We start from the raw sequence: 17027 nt of genomic DNA on the forward strand, positions 1-17027 counted from the left end.
CCGATGGTCGGCGGCAATCGTGGAGTAGACGTTGACGAAGAGAAAGACCCCCGAGGAGTTGCGCAGTCATCGCTGGTACGGCGCGAACGATCTGCGTTCGTTCGGCCATCGCTCGCGCACCGCGCAGATGGGCTACAACCGCGACGAATATGCGGGCAAGCCGGTCATCGCGATTCTTAACACGTGGAGCGAAATCAATCCGTGCCACACGCATTTCAGTCAGCGCGTCGAGGAAGTGAAGCGCGGCATCTGGCAGGCCGGCGGCTTCCCGATCGAGTTGCCGGTGCAGACGCTGTCCGAGCCGTTCCAGAAGCCCACCACGATGCTGTACCGCAATTTCCTCGCGATGGAAGCCGAGGAGATGCTGCGCTCGTATCCCGCCGACGGCGTCGTGCTGATGGGCGGTTGCGACAAGACCACACCCGCGCTGCTGATGGGCGCGATCTCGATGGATCTGCCCGCCATCTTTTTGCCCGCCGGCCCCATGCTGCGCGGCAACTGGAACGGCGTGACGCTCGGCTCCGGTTCCGATTCATGGCGGTACTGGGCCGAACTGCGCGCGGGCACGCTGACGGCGGACGACTGGCAGGGGGTCGAGGGCGGCATCGCGCGCTCGCCCGGGCACTGCATGACGATGGGCACCGCCTCGACGATGACGAGCGCGGCCGAAGCGCTGGGCTTTACGCTGCCCGGCTTCGCGTCGATTCCCGCGCCCGATTCGCGGCATGCGCAGATGGCCGCGAAAACCGGCATGCGTATCGTCGAGATGGTGTGGGAGGATCTGAAGCCGTCGGACCTGATTACGGCGGCATCGGTCGATAACGCGGTGACCACCTGCGTCGCGCTGTCAGGCTCGACCAATTCGGTCGTGCATATGATTGCGCTGGCGCGGCGCGCGGGCATCGAGTTGACGCTTGATCGCTTCGACGAGATCGCGCGCCGCACGCCGGTGCTCGCGAACATCCGGCCAACCGGCGCGTATCTGATGGAAGACTTTTTCTACGCGGGCGGTTTGCGCGCCTTGCTCGCGGAACTGGGTGAGCTGATCGACGGCTCGCAGAAAACCGTGAACGGCCGCACGCTCGGCGAGAACCTCGCGGGCGCGCGCATCTTCAACGACGACGTGATCCGCCGCCGCGCGAATCCGCTACTGCGCGACAGCAGCCTCGCGGTGCTGCGTGGCAATCTCGCGCCCGATGGCGCCGTGATCAAGCCCGGCGCAGCCGAACCGCATCTGCTCTCGCATACGGGACGCGCGGTCGTGTTCAACGACTACAACGACATGGCCGCGCGCATCGACGACGATACGCTCGACATCGACGAAAGCTGCGTGCTGGTGCTGCGGCACGCGGGGCCGGTCGGCGCGGGCATGCCCGAGTGGGGCCAGTTGCCGATTCCGCGCAAGCTGCTGCAAAAGGGCGTGCGTGACATGGTGCGCATTTCCGATGCACGCATGAGCGGCACGAGCTACGGCGCTTGCGTGTTGCACGTGGCGCCTGAGGCATTCGTCGGCGGGCCGCTGGCGTTGGTGCAAAGCGGCGATCTGATCGAACTCGACGTGCCGCGCCGCCGGCTGAATCTGCTGGTGTCGGACGAAGAGCTCGCACGCCGCAAGGCCGCGTGGATCAAACCGGCGGCCCGGTTCGAGCGCGGCTATGGGGCGCTACATCAGGCGCACGTGTTGCAGGCGGATCAAGGCTGCGATTTCGACTTCCTGCAGCGCGGCGGCGCGAGTTCTGGCAGTGCGGGTGAGCCGGAGATCCACTGACGCTCAATACCCCACGCGATACACGCGCCCCGTCTGCGCGCCTTCCACACTGCGCAGATAAGCGAGCGCCGCGCGTTGTGCGCTGACCGGCTCGAAGCCGCGAAAGAATGGTGCGTAGGCGTCCATCGACTCGCTCAGCACGGTCGGACTCACGACGTTGATGCGCAGCCCGCGCGGCAGCTCGATCGCCGCGCCGCGCACGAAGCCTTCGAGCGCGAGGTTGACGGTCGTCGCGCTTGCGCCCTGCAGGATCGGCTCGTCGGCGAGAATGCCGCTCGTCAGCGTGAACGAGCCGCCGTCGTTCACATACGGCAGCGCCGCGAACACGACGTTGATCTGACCCATCAGTTTGTCGCGCAGGCCGACCCAGAACTGCTCGACGCTCATCTGCGTCAGCGGACCGAAGTGCACTTTGCCGGTCGCGGTGACGACGCCGTCCACTTTGCCGATGTCGCGAAACAGCCGCTCGACGCTCGCCGGGTCCGTGCTGTCCACTTGATATTGCCCGCGCGTCGCGCCTACCTCGATCACTTCGTGACGTGCCTTCAGCTCCGCGCTGACGGCCTGGCCGAGCGTGCCCGTGGCACCGATGACGACGATTCTTTTCATCCGCAACTCCGTTAAACGAACAACGTTAAACAAAGCAAAGCACGCACCAGAATTAAACGGTGCGTGCTACGTTATTGCCTGATTAATTGGAATAAAGCCGGTAATTCAAACGCGCGCGTATAAAGGGATGATACGCGCGCCGGCTTATTTCAGCCGCTGCAATTCGATCACGCGCGCGGGTCGCAAATGATTGAGCGCGTAATGAATGCGGCCGCGCTCCTGGCGCTGTCCGACCGGACGCGGGTCGTTGTATTGATAGTCGGCCGAGTAGGCGGCGAGCGGCTCGGCCATGCCTTTGTCGATCACGGCGTAGCCCGGCTCGAGCGCGAGCAGCAGATGATTGCCGCCGACCCGGCTGTCGAAGCCGGCCATGCCATCGGTCGACTCGGCCACGCTGTTCTCGAGCGTCGCATTGCTGGTGGTGACCGCATCGGGCGAGATCGCGCTGTGGCCCGCGAGCCGCGCCGCTTCGTGGTTCTTGCCGTCGGTGTCGACCGTGCTGTCGTGCGTGCGGTCGTTGTGCAGGTCCGTGGTCCGCGGGTCTTTGGGGTCCGGTTGCGTGCCGGCGTTTTCGGGTTTGCTGATCGCGCTGTTCATCGTGCATTCTCCTGAAGAGGACATGGTCGAAGAAGGGAGCAAAAGCCGTTCCGACTGTACGGCACCGCTGTGCGCGGGACTCGCGATCCGCATCCGCCATGCTCCGATGCGAGCGCTGTTGCCCTCGCGATTGAATGGCGATGACGTCCGCGATTCATTTCGTTTTTTTTAATGGACGCGTATTTTCTACAGAGTATGATCTTACTCCTGCGACCGATGCGCGGTTAAATTGGCAAGATGCTCCGGCTGTCTCAGCAGGGTCGGAAAAAACGAAACAACAAATGGCCGCGCGACTGAATATATGTTACGGGGCTTCAGGGCGGGTGACTCATGCACTTCGATGCTGCATTCACACATCGCGGCTATCTGTTGAATTGCGAACCGGCGCGCTCGGGCGACGGCTCCTGGCAACCCTATGTGGTGATCTCGCGCTCGAGCGATGGCGAACTGGTCGCCAACCGTTTCTTCCCCACCGAACTGCGCTTTTCCGACGAAGCCGCCGCCATCGCGCACGCGCGCGATTGGGCCGTGCGCTGGATCGACGCGAGCAGCTTGACTATCTGAAAGTCAAGGCAACAATGCGTGCGTGTCGCCGCGCGCCGTCCTGTGCGCTGCCGCGCGGGCCGCGTTAAAACGCGGTAATCTCTGCTGGATAACCACTTCGAACCGTGCGCCTCGCACGGCGCTGCCTTATGTCCAACGCGCCTTCCCATAACTGGGGCCTCGAACAGATCGTCGCCGACCTGCGCGCCTCGCGCGAACAATTGCATCGCACGCGGCATCCGCTCGGCATTCGTGAATTGCCATCTCGCGAAGCGGTGGTCAGCATCGTGACGGGCCTGCGCGCGGCGATGTTTCCGACGCATTACGGCGCGCCCGATCTGACCGACGAGACTGTCGATTACTACGTCGGCCATACGCTCGAAAGCACATTGCGTCTGCTCGCCGAACAGATTCGACGCGCGCTGCGCTTCCTGCCCGAGTTCGGCGCGACGCCGGACGCCGAGTTGCAGGAGCGCGCGTTCGCGGTGGCGCGCGAGTTCGCGACGCAGTTGCCGGCCATCCGCGCGGTGCTCGTCAGCGACATCCAGGCGGCGTTCACCGGCGACCCCGCCGCGCAGCACATCACCGAAATCCTGTTGTGCTATCCGGGCGTGTGGGCGATGACGCATCATCGGCTCGCGCATGCGTTGCATCGACTCGGTGTGCCGCTGCTCGCGCGCTTCATCAACGAGATCGCGCACTCGGCGACCGGCATCGACATTCATCCGGGCGCGACGATCGGGCCGAGCTTCTTCATCGATCACGGCACCGGCGTCGTGATCGGCGAGACCGCGATCATCGGCGAGCGCGTGCGCGTGTACCAGGCGGTCACGCTCGGCGCGAAGAGTTTCGCGGCCGACGAGGATGGCTCGCTGATCAAGGGCAACGCGCGGCATCCGATCGTCGAGGACGACGTCGTGATCTATGCGGGCGCGACGATCCTCGGACGCGTGACGATCGGGCGCGGCTCGGTGATCGGCGGCAACGTGTGGCTCACGCATAGCGTGCCGCCGGGCAGCAGCGTATCGCAAGGCAAGGTCCGCGAAGGCGAGCGCACGGACAACGGGCAGCAATGATGCGGCGCAGGCCGCGCCCGCATGCTTGATTGCGCCTAGCTGATCGGCCAATGCCGCAACCACGGCAACGCATGCACGCCGTGCAGCCACACATGCTCGCCAATGAACCACGCGGCCACCCACGATGCCGCGACGACGATCAGATCGCAGTGCCCGCTATTCCATAGATTCAATGAGTGCCGCCCGGCGATCCACGGCACGCCGAGCGGATTCGGCCAGTCGGCGAACAGATGCATCAGGCCGCCGCAAGCAAAGCCGAACGCCGGCGCCGCGTAGATCGAATGTCCGAGCGCGTGATACGACACCGCGAGCAACGCGAGCCAGCCGATACCCCAATGCGTCAACGTGCGATGCGTGATCCACAGCCGCCGCGCGCGCGACCACCATGCGACTTCGAGCCAGTCCGGCGCGGTGCTGCCCGCCACGCCGGCAATGAAGCTCAGCAACACGCCTGGATGAAACGGACCGCCGCTGCTGCGCGCGACGATTGCCGCCGCAATGATGCCGGCCGCGAAACCGGTTGCATGATGCGCTTTGCTGGATGCCATCGAAGCTCGCGGCAAGTGTGCCGCGCGAAAAACAAAGGGCGGCTATGTTCGCAGATGGGCGGATAAAAAAATAGCCGATGCGTGAGATAAAAAATCACGCATCGGCCGATCGCGCACGATGTTCACGTGCGACGCGACGCTCAGGTCGCGCAGCGCGCGATAGCGAAGCGCATTTCCTCTTCAGGCGGATCGTCGGGCGCATTGGCCGGATGCATGACCTTGATCACCGTGGTGCCATTCTGTGGCGTCAACGTGATGAAGTACGAGTTGTGCGAATCGGCGCCGACCGCGAGTTCGGTCGCGGCGCCGGCATGCGAGGTACGCACGCGCGACAGACGCTCTTCGAGGCAGCTAGCGATCGATGCGGGCGGGCGTGACGACGACACGTACACGAGCGGCGCGGACGCATCGCGCGCGGGGCCGCCCGACGAACCGCAAGCGGCGAGGGTGGCGGTGAGGGCGACAGCGGGGGCAAGCAGGAGAAGTCTTTTCATGGTCCGATCGTCGGCGTTCCCGTTCATGCATGGGAAGGTGAGGCACGGGCGAAGCGCGATGCGCTGGCGTGCAGCGCGATGCTTCGCGACGAAGCCGCCGTGCAGGCATCGCGCTCGCGGCGCCGCACGACGGCCGGGGCAGTATACCGAGCGGGCATCGACGTCGTCACTAGCGCGGCCACGAGTTTATTCGGACGACGGCAAACTGTAAGACCATTGAAACAATCGTTGACTGTCAATTCGCGGCGAACTGTAATTTCCGCTATGCGGATAGTTAATTGCGCACCTTACAATAATTCATTTTTGAATTCTTGATTATCTGAATTAATCGCACAAGGGCAGGTTCGCAAAAGGAAAATTATTATTGAACGATGAGGAGGCGGGTGCGCTGGCAAGCCCGGCAGCGGCGCCGTGTCCGCTGATTACCTTTGTTTTGCGCAACGCAGTCTTCCGAAGAAAGCCTTAAATCGAGGTGGGATGCCACTTATAATTTCGATTGACCCCTTCGACCAAAGGGTGTCTTTTTCATTTTTACACGCGGCTTTCGGGCCGCGTTTTTTTATGTGATATTTAAAGCTTGATTTATACGCTGTCGCGTTCGGGCAAATAGAACTATTCACTCGCTGGGCACTCGCGGAGGCGGCTTCGCCGTTCCCGAACGGGGCTTGTCCGTTCGTCAGAGTGAGCAGGGCGGAACGGGCCGGGCAGGTAGAATCGCAGGTTCGAAATCTGATTTGCGCCCTGCGAAGTGAGTGAACCTGTGATGAACGACACGCCCTTTCCCTCGTCCGACACGAATGCCGAGATGGCCGACCACCCGTCCGAACCGGACGACAGCGTGCACGAAGACCGTCTGTGGCGCGACAACGGCTGGACCGCGCGCATCATCAAGAACGAGGACGACGAAGGCTGGGCCGTCGAAATGATCAAGGACGGCGAGGCGGAGCCCGCGCTCGTCGGGCCGTGGACGATGGGCCGCAACAAGAAGGATCCGAAGCCGCTCGACGTGTCGGCGTTCAACACGCTCGTGAAAACGGCGTCGGAAGTGCTGCGTCGTCACGAACAGCAGCTGCGCGCGCAATTGCACAAGGCGGTGCGCGTGTCGAGCGCCGACGGCAACGACGAGCTCGACATCACGCTCGATATCATCCCCGATGAAGACGAGCCGTACGCACTGCTGAGCGCGCTCGGCCCCTTCGGCGAGCAGATCGCGCAAGTGCAGGTCGCGCCGACCTTCAAGCTCAGCAAGACGAGCGCCGCGGCATGGGTGGCCAACGAGTTTCGCCGGCCGGGGTAAGTCGCAACGGCTCTGAACAGGCCCTAGCTCCGCTTGCAAAAAATCGCAGTGATCAGCGGTGCGACGTGATGCACGATCGCCGTGCTGCCGGCGTTCTCGAGCGCGCTTTTCACCTTGTCGTCGCTGCCGAACACGACGGCGCCATACGCCGACTGCGCGACCGGTTCGCCGTCGCCGACGCGGAACATCGGGTCGTCCTTTTCGAAGCCGACCACCGCGAAGACGCGAAAGCCGAACGCGGTCAGATGCGCATCGGGCATGGGCGCGAACGCGTTGATCGAGTTGCTTTCCACATGTGTCGGCTTCGGGTTGATCAGTTGCTGCTTCAACAGATCAGCAATGAACTGGTGGCCGCTCTCATTGCACACCAGTGGCGCGTCGAGCTCCACGGCGAACGAAGCAAGCGGCAGCACGGCGGCTGCGGCAAACATCAGGGAGGCGAGAAGACGGTTCATGAGCGTAGGCGGGGCGTCCACAGTCGATGTCATGGATTAGCAACGATCGCGCCATCACCGTCGGCGAGACGAACGGTGCTGCACATCGAACAGATTCCGCATGTCAGGCACAACTGGATTGGCACTTTATCGCGATTCAGCGAATTCCGCTTTGTGAAAGGCGCACGAACGGCATTTGAAAACCGCAAAGCAGCGTGGGGCATGACAGCAAGCTTTCAGAATCCCGTATATATTTCCGCCTTATGACTTCGCGACCCCAATCTCCACTCAACGTCCCGCCGCCACGTACGTGGGATGCCCGCCTCGCCCGCCGGCTCGTGACGCCACTAGTCGGGACCTGGGTCACGCCGAACCATCTGACCACCGTCCGCCTGCTGATCGGTATCGCAGGAGCGCTGTGCCTCGCGCACGGCGGATTCGCGTGGGCCAACGCGGGCGCACTGCTGATCGTTCTGTCGAATTTCGTCGATCACACGGATGGTGAACTCGCGCGCATCGGCGGCAAATCGAGTCGTATCGGTCATTTTTACGACCTCGCCTGCGACGCGCTCGTCACGGTGATGCTGTTCGTCGGCATGGGCATCGGGGCCGGCGGCACGGTCGGCGCTTTGAAGCTCGCGCCTGGCGCGCTCGGCGCAGTGGCTGGTGTGGCGGTTGCCCTGATCTTCTTTGTGCGCATGCGGATCGAGGAAATGGCCGGCAAGTCCGGGACGAAGCAGGCGTCGGTAGGGGGCTTCGAGACCGAGGACGTGCTTTACCTGCTGCCCATCGTCACGCTGATGAACGTCGTCGCGCCCTTCGTGGTGGCCGCTTCGATCGGCGCGCCGCTGTTCGCCGCATGGGTGGTGATCGACTACGGGCGCGTCGCGCGCCGTACCGCTCGCCTGGCGGACAAGCCCGCCAACGCTTCTGAAACCCGTCAACGTTGGGCCAGCGAATGAATCTGCACGCCGAAGACGACGTGATCGCCTCCGTGCCGTCAGGCACGCCCGTCGCGTCGCTCGTGCCCGCACCGGATGCCGACCTCGCGGTCGCGAACCGCACCCGCGCGTTCGATAACGCGCGTCTGCGCAAAGACTTTGCCGCGCAGGACGCGTTCCTGTATCTGGAAGATTTCCTCGCGCCGGAAGTTACCGCGCAATTGGTCCACAGCGCGCGGTCGCTGCTCGACGAAGTGAACCGCAACTATCTGCCGGGTCACAAGCAGGGCGGCAGCGTGAGCCGCCATACGATCGATCGTATGGCGCCGTTCATCGCCGAGCTGTATCGCTCGAAGGCGTTGATCGGCTGGCTCGAGCAGCTGAGCGGCGACAAGCTGCAGGTGTCGCCCGCCGACGATCCGCACGCGTACGCGCTCTACTACTACACGCGCCCCGGCGACCATATCGGCTGGCACTACGACACTTCGTACTATGACGGGCGCCGCTACACGCTGCTGCTCGGCGTGATCGACGAATCATCGTGCCGGCTCGACTACGAGCTGCATACGCGCAATCCGGACGTGCCGGACCAGCCTGGCTCGGTGCAGATTCCGCCGGGCGGCCTCGTGTTCTTCGATGGCGACAAGCTGCGTCATCGCATCACGCCGGCCGGTCCGAACGAGATGCGTGTGTCGCTGACGTTCGAATACGTCACGGATCCCAATATGCGGCCGTGGCGCCGCTTCGTTTCCAACATGAAGGACGCGATCGCGTACTTCGGCTTCCGCCAGGTGTTCCGTCAGATGGCCTCGCGCGGCAAGGACTCCGCATGAGTCGCGCGGCCGTGCTGCTGCTGTCGATCGGCTCGGCGCTCTTCGTCGGCCTGCTCGCCTGGCAGGGCTTCGGCTCGGTCGCGTCGACCTTGCTCGCGGCGGGCTGGGGGCTCGCGGCCGTCGCCGCCTTCCACGTGGTGCCGCTCGTGCTCGATGCGGGTGCGATCGCGGTGCTGTTCAAGCGCGGCGATGCATCGCGCGACGGCGCATATGAAGGTGCAACAAGTGTTGCGCGAACCGGGCCCTCGCTGCGCGATGCGCTATTCGCGCGCTGGATCGGTGAATCGGTGAATAGCCTGCTGCCCGCCGGGCAGATCGGCGGGCCGGTGGTGATGGTGCGGCAACTGTCGCAACGCGGCATGCCGATGCGCGACGCGGCCGCCGCGATCACCGTCAGCACGACCTGGCAGGCGCTCGCGCAAATCGTGTTCGCGCTCGGCGGCCTCGCGATGTTCGGTGCCTACGCCGCGCACGGCACGCTGCACGACCTGCGCACCGCGACGCTGCTCGCGACCTGCGTGCTCGGCGCGCTGATCGCCGCGTTCTACTTCGCGCAGCGGCGCGGCCTGTTCGGCCGGCTGCTCGGCGTGGTGTCGAAGCTGTTCGGCAAGCGCGACTGGTCCTCGCTGATGACCCGCGCCGAAGCCGTCGATGCCGCCGTGCAGTCGCTGTACCGCGAGCGCGGCAAGGTGGCGGCGAGCTTTGCGCTGAGCCTCGTCGGCTGGATCGTCGGCACGGCCGAGGTCTGGCTCGCGCTGCGTTTTCTCGGCCATCCGGTCGGCTGGATCGACGCGCTGCTGCTGGAGAGCATCGGCCAGGCGATTCGCGGCGCGGCCTTCATGATTCCGGGCTCGCTCGGCGTGCAGGAGGGCGGCTATCTGCTGCTCGCGCCGCTGGTCGGTTTGCCGCCCGACGCGGCGCTGGCGTTGTCGCTCGCCAAGCGCGCGCGTGAAATCCTGCTGGGCCTGCCGGGCCTGCTGGTATTGCACTTCAGCGAACGAAGCTGGCAACGACGGCGCGCCCTGCGGCGCCTTCCGGTTGCCGATTGACCTCCGTACTTTTTCAAAGGACCGCGCATGCGCGCCATCATTCTCGCAGCGGGCCTCGGCCTGCGTCTCCAGCAGCCGCCGCAAGCCCAGTTTCCGAAATGCCTGTTGCAGTTCGACGGCATGAGCCTGCTCGAACGGCATCTGCAGATGCTCGAAACGGCCGGCGTGACCGACGTCGTGCTGGCGCTCGGCTTCCAGCCGGAATCGGTGCAGGCCGAACTCGCGCGCATCGACTGGCCGCACAAGGTCGAGACCGTGCTCAATCCGCGTTTCGATTTGGGCAGCGTGCTGACCGTGCACACGGTGGCCGAGGCGCTGACGCGCGGCGGCGACGTGCTGCTGATGGACGCCGACGTGCTGTACGACGAGCGCATCCTGAGCGCGCTGGTGGCGGGCGAGTCGGTCAACCGTCTGCTGATCGACCGCGATTTCGAAGCGGGTGACGAGCCCGTCAAGCTGTGCCTGAAGGACGGCGTGCCGGTGGAGTTGCGCAAGCAGCTCGCGGTCAATCTGGAATACGACACGATCGGCGAGTCGGTCGGCTTCTTCCGCTTCCGCGAGGAAACCGCGCGACGCTTCACGCAGATCGTCGCCGGCTATATCGACAGCGGCCGCGCGAACCTGCCGCACGAAGAGGCGGTGCGCGACCTGCTGCTCGAGCGCAGCCAGGTGTTCGATACGGCCGACGTGACCGGCGCGCCGTGGATCGAAATCGACTTCCCGAACGACGTCGCGCGCGCGGCCGACGAAATCCTGCCGCAGTTGCAGCCGCTCGTTAGCGCATCACGCTAAGTTGCGGGTGCCGCGCGCGAAGACACACGGCAGCGCACCACAGCACGCGGCAAAATCCTCCCGCGCAGCAACATTTGTTGCCGCCGCGATGCCATAATCGACGCTTTCCATCGATGGCTGGCCGCCCGTCGCCATGAGAATGCTGCTTGGATTAGGCGCTTTCACCGTTCCGCTGATCGTCGCATGCGCGATGTTCATGGAAAACGTGGACGGCACGGTCATCGTGACGTCGCTGCCGGTTCTGGCGCGCGACCTCGGCCACGATCCGATCACGCTGAAGCTGGCGGTCACCGCGTATGTGATCGGTCTTGGCGTCTTTATCCCGATCTGCGGCTGGGTCGCCGACCGCTTCGGATCGCGCACCGTGTTCCGCACCGCGATCGGCATCTTCATCGCAGGCTCGCTGTTGTGCGCGGCCTCCACGTCACTCGATACCTTCGTGCTCGCGCGCTTCGTGCAAGGCATCGGCGGCGCGCTGATGGTGCCGGTGGGCCGCATCATCATCTTCCGTTCGGTGCCGAAGTCGGAGTTCATCCGCGCGATGAACTATCTGTCGGTGCCGGCCTTGCTCGGCCCGGTGGTCGGGCCGCCGCTCGGCGGCTTTATCACGACCTATCTGCACTGGCGCCTGATCTTCGTGATCAACGTGCCGATCGGCCTGCTCGGCATCTGGCTGACCAACAAGTACATCGCCAATACGCGCGAGCCGCATCCTGGCCGGCTCGACTGGCTCGGCTTCGTGCTGTCGGCGAGCGGCGCTTCGTTGTTCATGCTCGGGCTGTCGCTGGTCGGTGGCGAGCTGGTATCGACGCGCGAATCGGTCGGCATGTGCGTGACCGGCATCGTGCTGCTAGTGATTTATGTGCTGTACGCGAGCCGCGTCGCGCTGCCGGTGCTCGATCTGCGTCTGCTGCGCATCCCGAGTTTTCATGCGAGCGTGATCGGCGGCTCGCTGTTTCGAATCGGTCTGGGCGCCGTGCCGTTTCTGTTGCCGCTCGCGTTGCAGGAAGGTCTCGGCATGACCGCGTTCAGGGCCGGCGCGATTACGTGCGCGTCCGCGTTCGGCTCGATGTTCATGAAGACGGTGGCGTCGCGCATTCTCGAACGCTACGGCTTTCGCACCGTGCTAATGGTCAACGCCGCGTGCGCGGGTCTTGCGATCGCCGTGTATGGACTGTTCTTTCCGGGCACGCCGCATTGGGTGATCTGGTGCATCGTGCTGGTGGGCGGCTTCTTCCCGTCTCTGCAATTCACGTCGCTCAATACGCTTGCGTATGCGGATATTCCGAGCAGCGACGTCGGCCGCGCGACCAGCGTCGCGAGCGTCATCCAGCAGATGTCGCTCGGCCTCGGCGTGACAATCTCGGGCATCGTGTTGCAGATTTCGAATCACGTGCAAGGGCATCCGCAGATCGTGTTCTCCGATTTCTGGCCGGCGTTTCTCGTCGTTGGCCTGTTCTCGTGTCTGTCGATTCCGATTACGCGGCGTCTGCCGCTAGACGCGGGTGACGAGATCGCGCGCGGCAGCCGCGGGCGGGCTTAAGCACACCTTTAAGCACACCTCGCTGCCCATCCCGCTCTGCTATCACCCCGCCTGCTCCACCGGCGTCACCGTCAGCTCCACTCGCTGCGCGCCGCGTAACACCGTCACGCCGACCGGCTTGTCGATACGCGACGCGTCGAGCGCGCGTTGCAGAGCATCCACGTCCTGCACCGGCTGCGTGTCGATGGCGACTATCGTGTCGTCGGTACGCACGCCGGCGAGCGCGGCCGGACTGCCTTTGACGATCTCCATGACGTGCACGCCGCTTTGCGCGGTGAGCCCGAAGTAGCGCTGCACGCGCCGCGACAGCGGCGTCGTGGTGCCGGCCACGCCGATATAGGCGCGCCGCACGCGGCCGTGCGCGAAGATCTGCATGATGACCCACTTCGCGGTATCGATCGCGGTCGCAAAACAGATGGCCTGCGCGCCAGGGATGATCGCGGTATTCACGCCGATCACCTGACCCGCCGAATTGATCAGCGGTCCGCCCGAGTTGCCCGGATTCAACGCCGCGTCGGTCTGGATCACGTCGTAGATCATGCGGCCGGAGTTCGAACGCAGCGAACGGCCGAGCGCCGAAACGACGCCGGTCGTCACGGTCTGCTGCAGCCCGAGCGGACTGCCGACCGCGATCGCGATCTGCCCGACGCGCAGCTTCGACGATTCGCCGAGCTCCACATGCGGCAGCGGTTCCGGCGAGCCGATCCGCAGCACCGCGAGATCGCTGCCGGGATCGTCGCCGACCAGATCGGCGTCGAACTTCGCGCCGTCGGCTAGCGTCACCTGGATATGCGTCGCGCCATGCACGACGTGGCTATTGGTCAGCAGATAACCGTCGGGCGTGAACAGAAAGCCCGAGCCGGTGCCGCCGCGCGCGCCGCGGCCATGCGCGGCCGCATCGCCGGGCAGGCGGCGTTCGACGGCAATGAACGCGACCGCCTGCTGCACGCGCTCCAGCGCGCCGATCACGGTGCGGGAGTAGGCGTCGAGCAGCGCGTCGTCGTCGTCAGTCAAAAGGTCGGTGGATTGGGGCCCGGGGGCGTCGGATGCGGCGCTCGACAGGTCATCGATGAAGCGTGGACGGCTTCCCATAACGATGCTCCGGATGGACGGGCTGCGAGATGCGGGGCGCCGTGCGGGTTTTCAAGGGCGCGCGGGCGCGGCGCCAGGCTGGCGGCCGTCGCGTGTGAGACACTTTCCCGGACGAGCCGTCGCTCGTCGCTCGCTCGCGCCACGGAGATCTCTTCATGTCCGCATCCACCGCTTCAGCGCCGCAACTTCCGCACGAGGATCCACGCATCGAGTCGCTCAGCGCGATCACACTCGCCACCAGCGACATGCAGCGCGCCGTGGCGTTCTACGACGCGCTCGGCTTTCCCATCAAGTTCGGCGGTCCGCGCGAGGCCTTCACGTCGTTCGCGTTCGGCGGCGCGTATCTGAACCTGATCGCCGATGCGCGCGCGCCGGTCAACTGGTGGGGACGCGTGATCATCTACGTGTCGGACGTCGACGCGATCTACGACAAGGCGCTGGCGGCGGGGCTGCAGCCGTCGTTCGCGCCATCGGATGCGCCGTGGGGCGAACGCTATTTTCATATCACCGATCCGGACGGCCACGAACTGAGCTTCGCGCGGCCGCTGCGCTAGTGCCGGAAGCTCGCGCAAAACTCGCTATCATGAGTGCTGCCACGCCCGCGCAGCGCCCGCCCATCCGGTAACACGGCTGACACCTCGCGCTTCGATAATCGAACGCGACCGCGTCGCGCTAGCCGCCGCGCGCCATCCCATTCCTGTCGCGAGGAGAGCCGCAATGAAAGAGCCGGATCCGAGATCTCATACCGAACTGCTGGCGGAGCGGCAACGCCGTTTCGAAGAAGACCTCATCGATGCCTACGACGAAGAACTCGAAATGGAGGTCGACGACCGCATCATCGACGGCCCCCTCGGCCTGACGCCCGAGCATCGCGAGGCGCGCAAGCAGTACTTCCGCGAACTGTTCCGGCTGCAAGGGGAGTTGGTCAAGCTGCAGGACTGGATCGTCGCGAACGGGCACCGGCTCGTCGTGATTTTCGAGGGGCGCGACGCGGCTGGCAAGGGCGGTGCGATCAAGCGCATCACGCAGCGTCTCAATCCGCGCGTGTGCCGCGTGGCGGCTTTGCCCGCGCCGAACAATCGCGAGCGCACGCAATGGTATTTCCAGCGCTACGTATCGCACTTGCCGGCAGGCGGCGAGATGGTGCTATTCGATCGAAGCTGGTACAACCGCGCGGGCGTCGAGCGCGTGATGAACTTCTGCTCCGACGACGAGTACGAAGAGTTTTTCCGCTCGGTGCCCGAGTTCGAAAAGATGCTGGCGCGCAGCGGCGTGCAGATCCTCAAGTACTGGTTTTCGATCACCGACGAAGAGCAGGAGATCCGCTTCCAGAATCGCATCCACGATCCGCTCAAGCAGTGGAAGCTCAGTCCGATGGATCTGGAAAGCCGGCGCCGCTGGGAAGCGTATACGCAGGCGAAGGAAGTGATGCTGCAGCGCTCGCATATTCCCGAGGCGCCGTGGTGGGTCGTGCAGGCCGTCGACAAGAAACGCGCGCGCCTGAACTGCATTCACCATCTGCTGAGCCAGGTGCCGTATCACGAGATCGAGCATCCGCATATCGAATTGCCGCCGCGCGTCTATAACGACGACTATAGCCGTCAGCCGGTGCCTGAGTCGATGATCGTGCCCGAAGTGTATTGAAGAGCGGCCCTGGCGGGTCAACGAAAAAGCGCGGTACGTCCTGAACGTACCGCGCTTTTTTTCGTGCTTCGGTCTGCCCGACCGACGAACTCAGAACACCGAACGGAATACCCAGTACAAGCCGCCCGCGAGTGCGATCGATGCGGGCAGCGTCAGCACCCATGCGAGGAGCAGGCTGCGCACCGTGCCCCATTGCAGACCGGAGCCGTTGGCCGCCATCGTGCCGGCCACGCCGGAAGAGAGCACGTGGGTCGTCGACACCGGCAGACCGTAGACGTCGGCGGCGCCGATCGTCGCCATCGCGACGAGTTCAGCCGCCGCGCCTTGACCGTACGTCAGATGCTGTTTGCCGATTTTCTCGCCCACCGTGACGACGATGCGCTTCCATCCGACCATCGTGCCGAGACCCAGCGCGATCGCGACCGCCACCTTGACCCACGGCGGAATGAACTTGGTCGAGTGATCGATCTGCGTTCTGAAGTTGGCGATGATCTTCGCGTCCTCGGGTGAGAACTGCGGCTCATTGGCCTTCTGCATCAGACGAATCGCCTCGGACGTGACATACATGTTGTTGCGCACGTTATCGACGATGCCTTGCGGCACCGCGGCCATCGAGCCCGATTGGCCGACCTGGAGTCCGATCTGCTCGGTCAGCTGTTGCAGCGCCGGCAGCGTGGCGGGTGTCATCTGACGGGTGCGCACGAAAGCCTCGACATCGGCGCGCGGATCCGTGGAAGGCGCCGCACCCTGCGTGTAGCGCGACAGCGTCGTCGCGGTTTGATGCGCGACCGCGATGAAGGTCTGCGTCTGCTCCGTCGTGACTGCCCTGTTCAGTGCGTAGGCAGTGGGCACCGTGCCGATCAGGATCAGCATGATCAGGCCCATGCCTTTCTGGCCGTCGTTGGAGCCATGCGCGAACGACACGCCCGTGCAGGTCAGAATCAGCAGGCAGCGAATCCAGAACGGCGGCGGCTCCTTGCCTTTCGGCTCGGCATACAGCGCGGGCACGCGTACGACCGCCTTCATGATCAGCAGCAGCAAGCCGGCGAGCAGAAAGCCCACGATCGGCGAAAACAGCAGCGACTTGCCGACGCCGAGCGCCTGATTCCAGTCGACGCCGCTCGTCCCGTTCGCACCATGCATCAGCTGATTCATCAGACCCACGCCGATGATCGAGCCGATCAGCGTATGCGAGCTCGACGACGGCAGACCGAAAAACCACGTGCCGAGATTCCAGATGATCGCGGCGATCAGCAGCGCGAACACCATCGCGAAGCCGGCGCTGCTGCCAACCTGCAGGATCAGCTCGACCGGCAGCAGTTGTAGCACGCCGAAGGCGACCGCGCCGCTCGATGTCAGCACGCCGAGAAAATTCCATGCTCCTGACCAGACGACCGCGAGGTTCGGCGTCAGCGAGTGCGTGTAGATAACGGTGGCGACCGCGTTGGCCGTATCGTGAAAGCCGTTGACGAACTCGAAGCCGAGCGCGATCAGCAGTGCGACGCCGAGCAGAAAATACGGCATCACGGAGCTTTCGCGTACGGGTTGCAGATCGTCGATCAGATGCACTGCGCAATACACGACGCCGACGACGAGCAGGGCGACGAAAATAACCAGGCCTGCACCACGGCCTTTGCCGCTGGCGGCGCCTGGTTGCGGATACGAAAGTTCCGGCATGACGTAAGCCCCAAGAAAGTTATCGCAGAGTTTTCGATGCTGCTTTCGCTGTGTGTCGCAATGATGACAACTGCGTGACGGCTAGGAGGG

The 17027-nt window shown here is 64.4% G+C and carries 19 protein-coding genes; 11 read left to right on the top strand and 8 right to left on the bottom strand.

Translation table 11 applies throughout. The features are described from left to right. Positions 1-31 precede the first annotated feature (31 nt). Positions 32-1768: an L-arabinonate dehydratase gene (araD, locus tag CI15_RS22650; protein ID WP_062131347.1), complete on the top strand. Its 1737-nt coding sequence runs from the start codon at positions 32-34 to the stop codon at positions 1766-1768. 3 nt (positions 1769-1771) lie between these two features. On the opposite strand, the gene CI15_RS22655 is transcribed toward araD, so the two are convergent. Beyond that, positions 1772-2377, bottom strand: coding sequence for a short chain dehydrogenase (locus CI15_RS22655; protein ID WP_062131350.1), 606 nt, complete (start codon positions 2375-2377; stop codon positions 1772-1774). Between the two features lie 144 nt (positions 2378-2521). Continuing rightward, positions 2522-2974, bottom strand: a complete 453-nt coding sequence (locus tag CI15_RS22660) for a DUF3005 domain-containing protein (protein ID WP_062131353.1) — start codon at positions 2972-2974, stop codon at positions 2522-2524. Between the two features lie 330 nt (positions 2975-3304). Between CI15_RS22660 and CI15_RS22665 the strand changes: the two genes are divergently transcribed. Then, complete coding sequence (locus CI15_RS22665) at positions 3305-3538, top strand: hypothetical protein (protein WP_013092363.1); 234 nt, start codon at positions 3305-3307, stop codon at positions 3536-3538. Between the two features lie 128 nt (positions 3539-3666). Next, positions 3667-4593, top strand: coding sequence for a serine O-acetyltransferase EpsC (epsC, locus tag CI15_RS22670; RefSeq protein WP_062131356.1), 927 nt, complete (start codon positions 3667-3669; stop codon positions 4591-4593). Between the two features lie 35 nt (positions 4594-4628). Here the strand turns inward: epsC and CI15_RS22675 are convergent, their stop codons facing one another. Both CI15_RS22675 and CI15_RS22680 read right to left on the bottom strand, forming a co-directional pair. Continuing rightward, a complete protein-coding gene (locus tag CI15_RS22675; protein WP_062131358.1) occupies positions 4629-5141 on the bottom strand; it encodes a metal-dependent hydrolase in 513 nt (170 codons plus the stop codon). A gap of 140 nt (positions 5142-5281) precedes the next feature. Beyond that, complete coding sequence (locus tag CI15_RS22680) at positions 5282-5635, bottom strand: hypothetical protein (protein WP_153041163.1); 354 nt, start codon at positions 5633-5635, stop codon at positions 5282-5284. 763 nt (positions 5636-6398) lie between these two features. Between CI15_RS22680 and CI15_RS22685 the strand changes: the two genes are divergently transcribed. After that, the gene (locus CI15_RS22685) at positions 6399-6932 is read left to right on the top strand and encodes a hypothetical protein (protein ID WP_062131363.1); all 534 of its coding nucleotides are present in this window, start codon (positions 6399-6401) and stop codon (positions 6930-6932) included. Between the two features lie 23 nt (positions 6933-6955). Here CI15_RS22685 and CI15_RS22690 read toward each other — a convergent pair whose 3' ends face one another. After that, the gene (locus tag CI15_RS22690; RefSeq protein WP_062131366.1) at positions 6956-7387 is read right to left on the bottom strand and encodes a hypothetical protein; all 432 of its coding nucleotides are present in this window, start codon (positions 7385-7387) and stop codon (positions 6956-6958) included. A gap of 242 nt (positions 7388-7629) precedes the next feature. Between CI15_RS22690 and CI15_RS22695 the strand changes: the two genes are divergently transcribed. From CI15_RS22695 to CI15_RS22710, 4 genes are read left to right on the top strand one after another with little or no spacing between them, the layout of a single operon-like run. Beyond that, entirely contained in the window at positions 7630-8328 is a 699-nt protein-coding gene (locus CI15_RS22695) for a CDP-alcohol phosphatidyltransferase family protein (RefSeq protein WP_062131369.1), read from the top strand. Further along, the gene (locus CI15_RS22700; RefSeq protein WP_062131372.1) at positions 8325-9140 is read left to right on the top strand and encodes a HalD/BesD family halogenase; all 816 of its coding nucleotides are present in this window, start codon (positions 8325-8327) and stop codon (positions 9138-9140) included. The genes CI15_RS22695 and CI15_RS22700 overlap by 4 nt, the downstream gene beginning before the upstream one ends. Beyond that, positions 9137-10189 carry a lysylphosphatidylglycerol synthase domain-containing protein gene (locus tag CI15_RS22705; protein WP_062131375.1) on the top strand — a complete coding sequence of 351 codons (1053 nt, stop codon included), beginning with the start codon at positions 9137-9139 and terminating at the stop codon, positions 10187-10189. Before CI15_RS22700 ends, CI15_RS22705 begins: the two co-directional genes overlap by 4 nt. Positions 10190-10216: 27 nt before the next feature. After that, entirely contained in the window at positions 10217-10981 is a 765-nt protein-coding gene (locus CI15_RS22710; RefSeq protein WP_062131378.1) for a phosphocholine cytidylyltransferase family protein, read from the top strand. Here the strand turns inward: CI15_RS22710 and CI15_RS37025 are convergent. Further along, complete coding sequence (locus CI15_RS37025) at positions 10973-11179, bottom strand: hypothetical protein (RefSeq protein WP_162532571.1); 207 nt, start codon at positions 11177-11179, stop codon at positions 10973-10975. The two genes, CI15_RS22710 and CI15_RS37025, sit on opposite strands and share 9 nt — an antisense overlap. Between CI15_RS37025 and CI15_RS22715 the strand changes: the two genes are divergently transcribed. Further along, positions 11121-12524, top strand: a complete 1404-nt coding sequence (locus tag CI15_RS22715; protein WP_062131381.1) for an MFS transporter — start codon at positions 11121-11123, stop codon at positions 12522-12524. The genes CI15_RS37025 and CI15_RS22715 overlap by 59 nt on opposite strands. A 42-nt stretch (positions 12525-12566) precedes the next feature. Here the strand turns inward: CI15_RS22715 and CI15_RS22720 are convergent, their stop codons facing one another. Beyond that, entirely contained in the window at positions 12567-13616 is a 1050-nt protein-coding gene (locus tag CI15_RS22720; protein ID WP_062131385.1) for a S1C family serine protease, read from the bottom strand. Positions 13617-13771: 155 nt separating this feature from the next. On the opposite strand from CI15_RS22720, the gene CI15_RS22725 reads away from it, so the two are divergent. Both CI15_RS22725 and ppk2 read left to right on the top strand, forming a co-directional pair. Then, entirely contained in the window at positions 13772-14170 is a 399-nt protein-coding gene (locus tag CI15_RS22725) for a VOC family protein (protein ID WP_062131388.1), read from the top strand. Between the two features lie 163 nt (positions 14171-14333). Further along, the gene (gene ppk2, locus CI15_RS22730; protein WP_062131390.1) at positions 14334-15260 is read left to right on the top strand and encodes a polyphosphate kinase 2; all 927 of its coding nucleotides are present in this window, start codon (positions 14334-14336) and stop codon (positions 15258-15260) included. A gap of 90 nt (positions 15261-15350) precedes the next feature. Here the strand turns inward: ppk2 and CI15_RS22735 are convergent, their stop codons facing one another. Continuing rightward, positions 15351-16937, bottom strand: a complete 1587-nt coding sequence (locus CI15_RS22735; RefSeq protein ID WP_062131393.1) for an inorganic phosphate transporter — start codon at positions 16935-16937, stop codon at positions 15351-15353. Positions 16938-17027 lie beyond the last annotated feature (90 nt).

Source organism: Paraburkholderia monticola, from assembly GCF_001580545.1.
GTDB lineage: Bacteria > Pseudomonadota > Gammaproteobacteria > Burkholderiales > Burkholderiaceae > Paraburkholderia > Paraburkholderia monticola.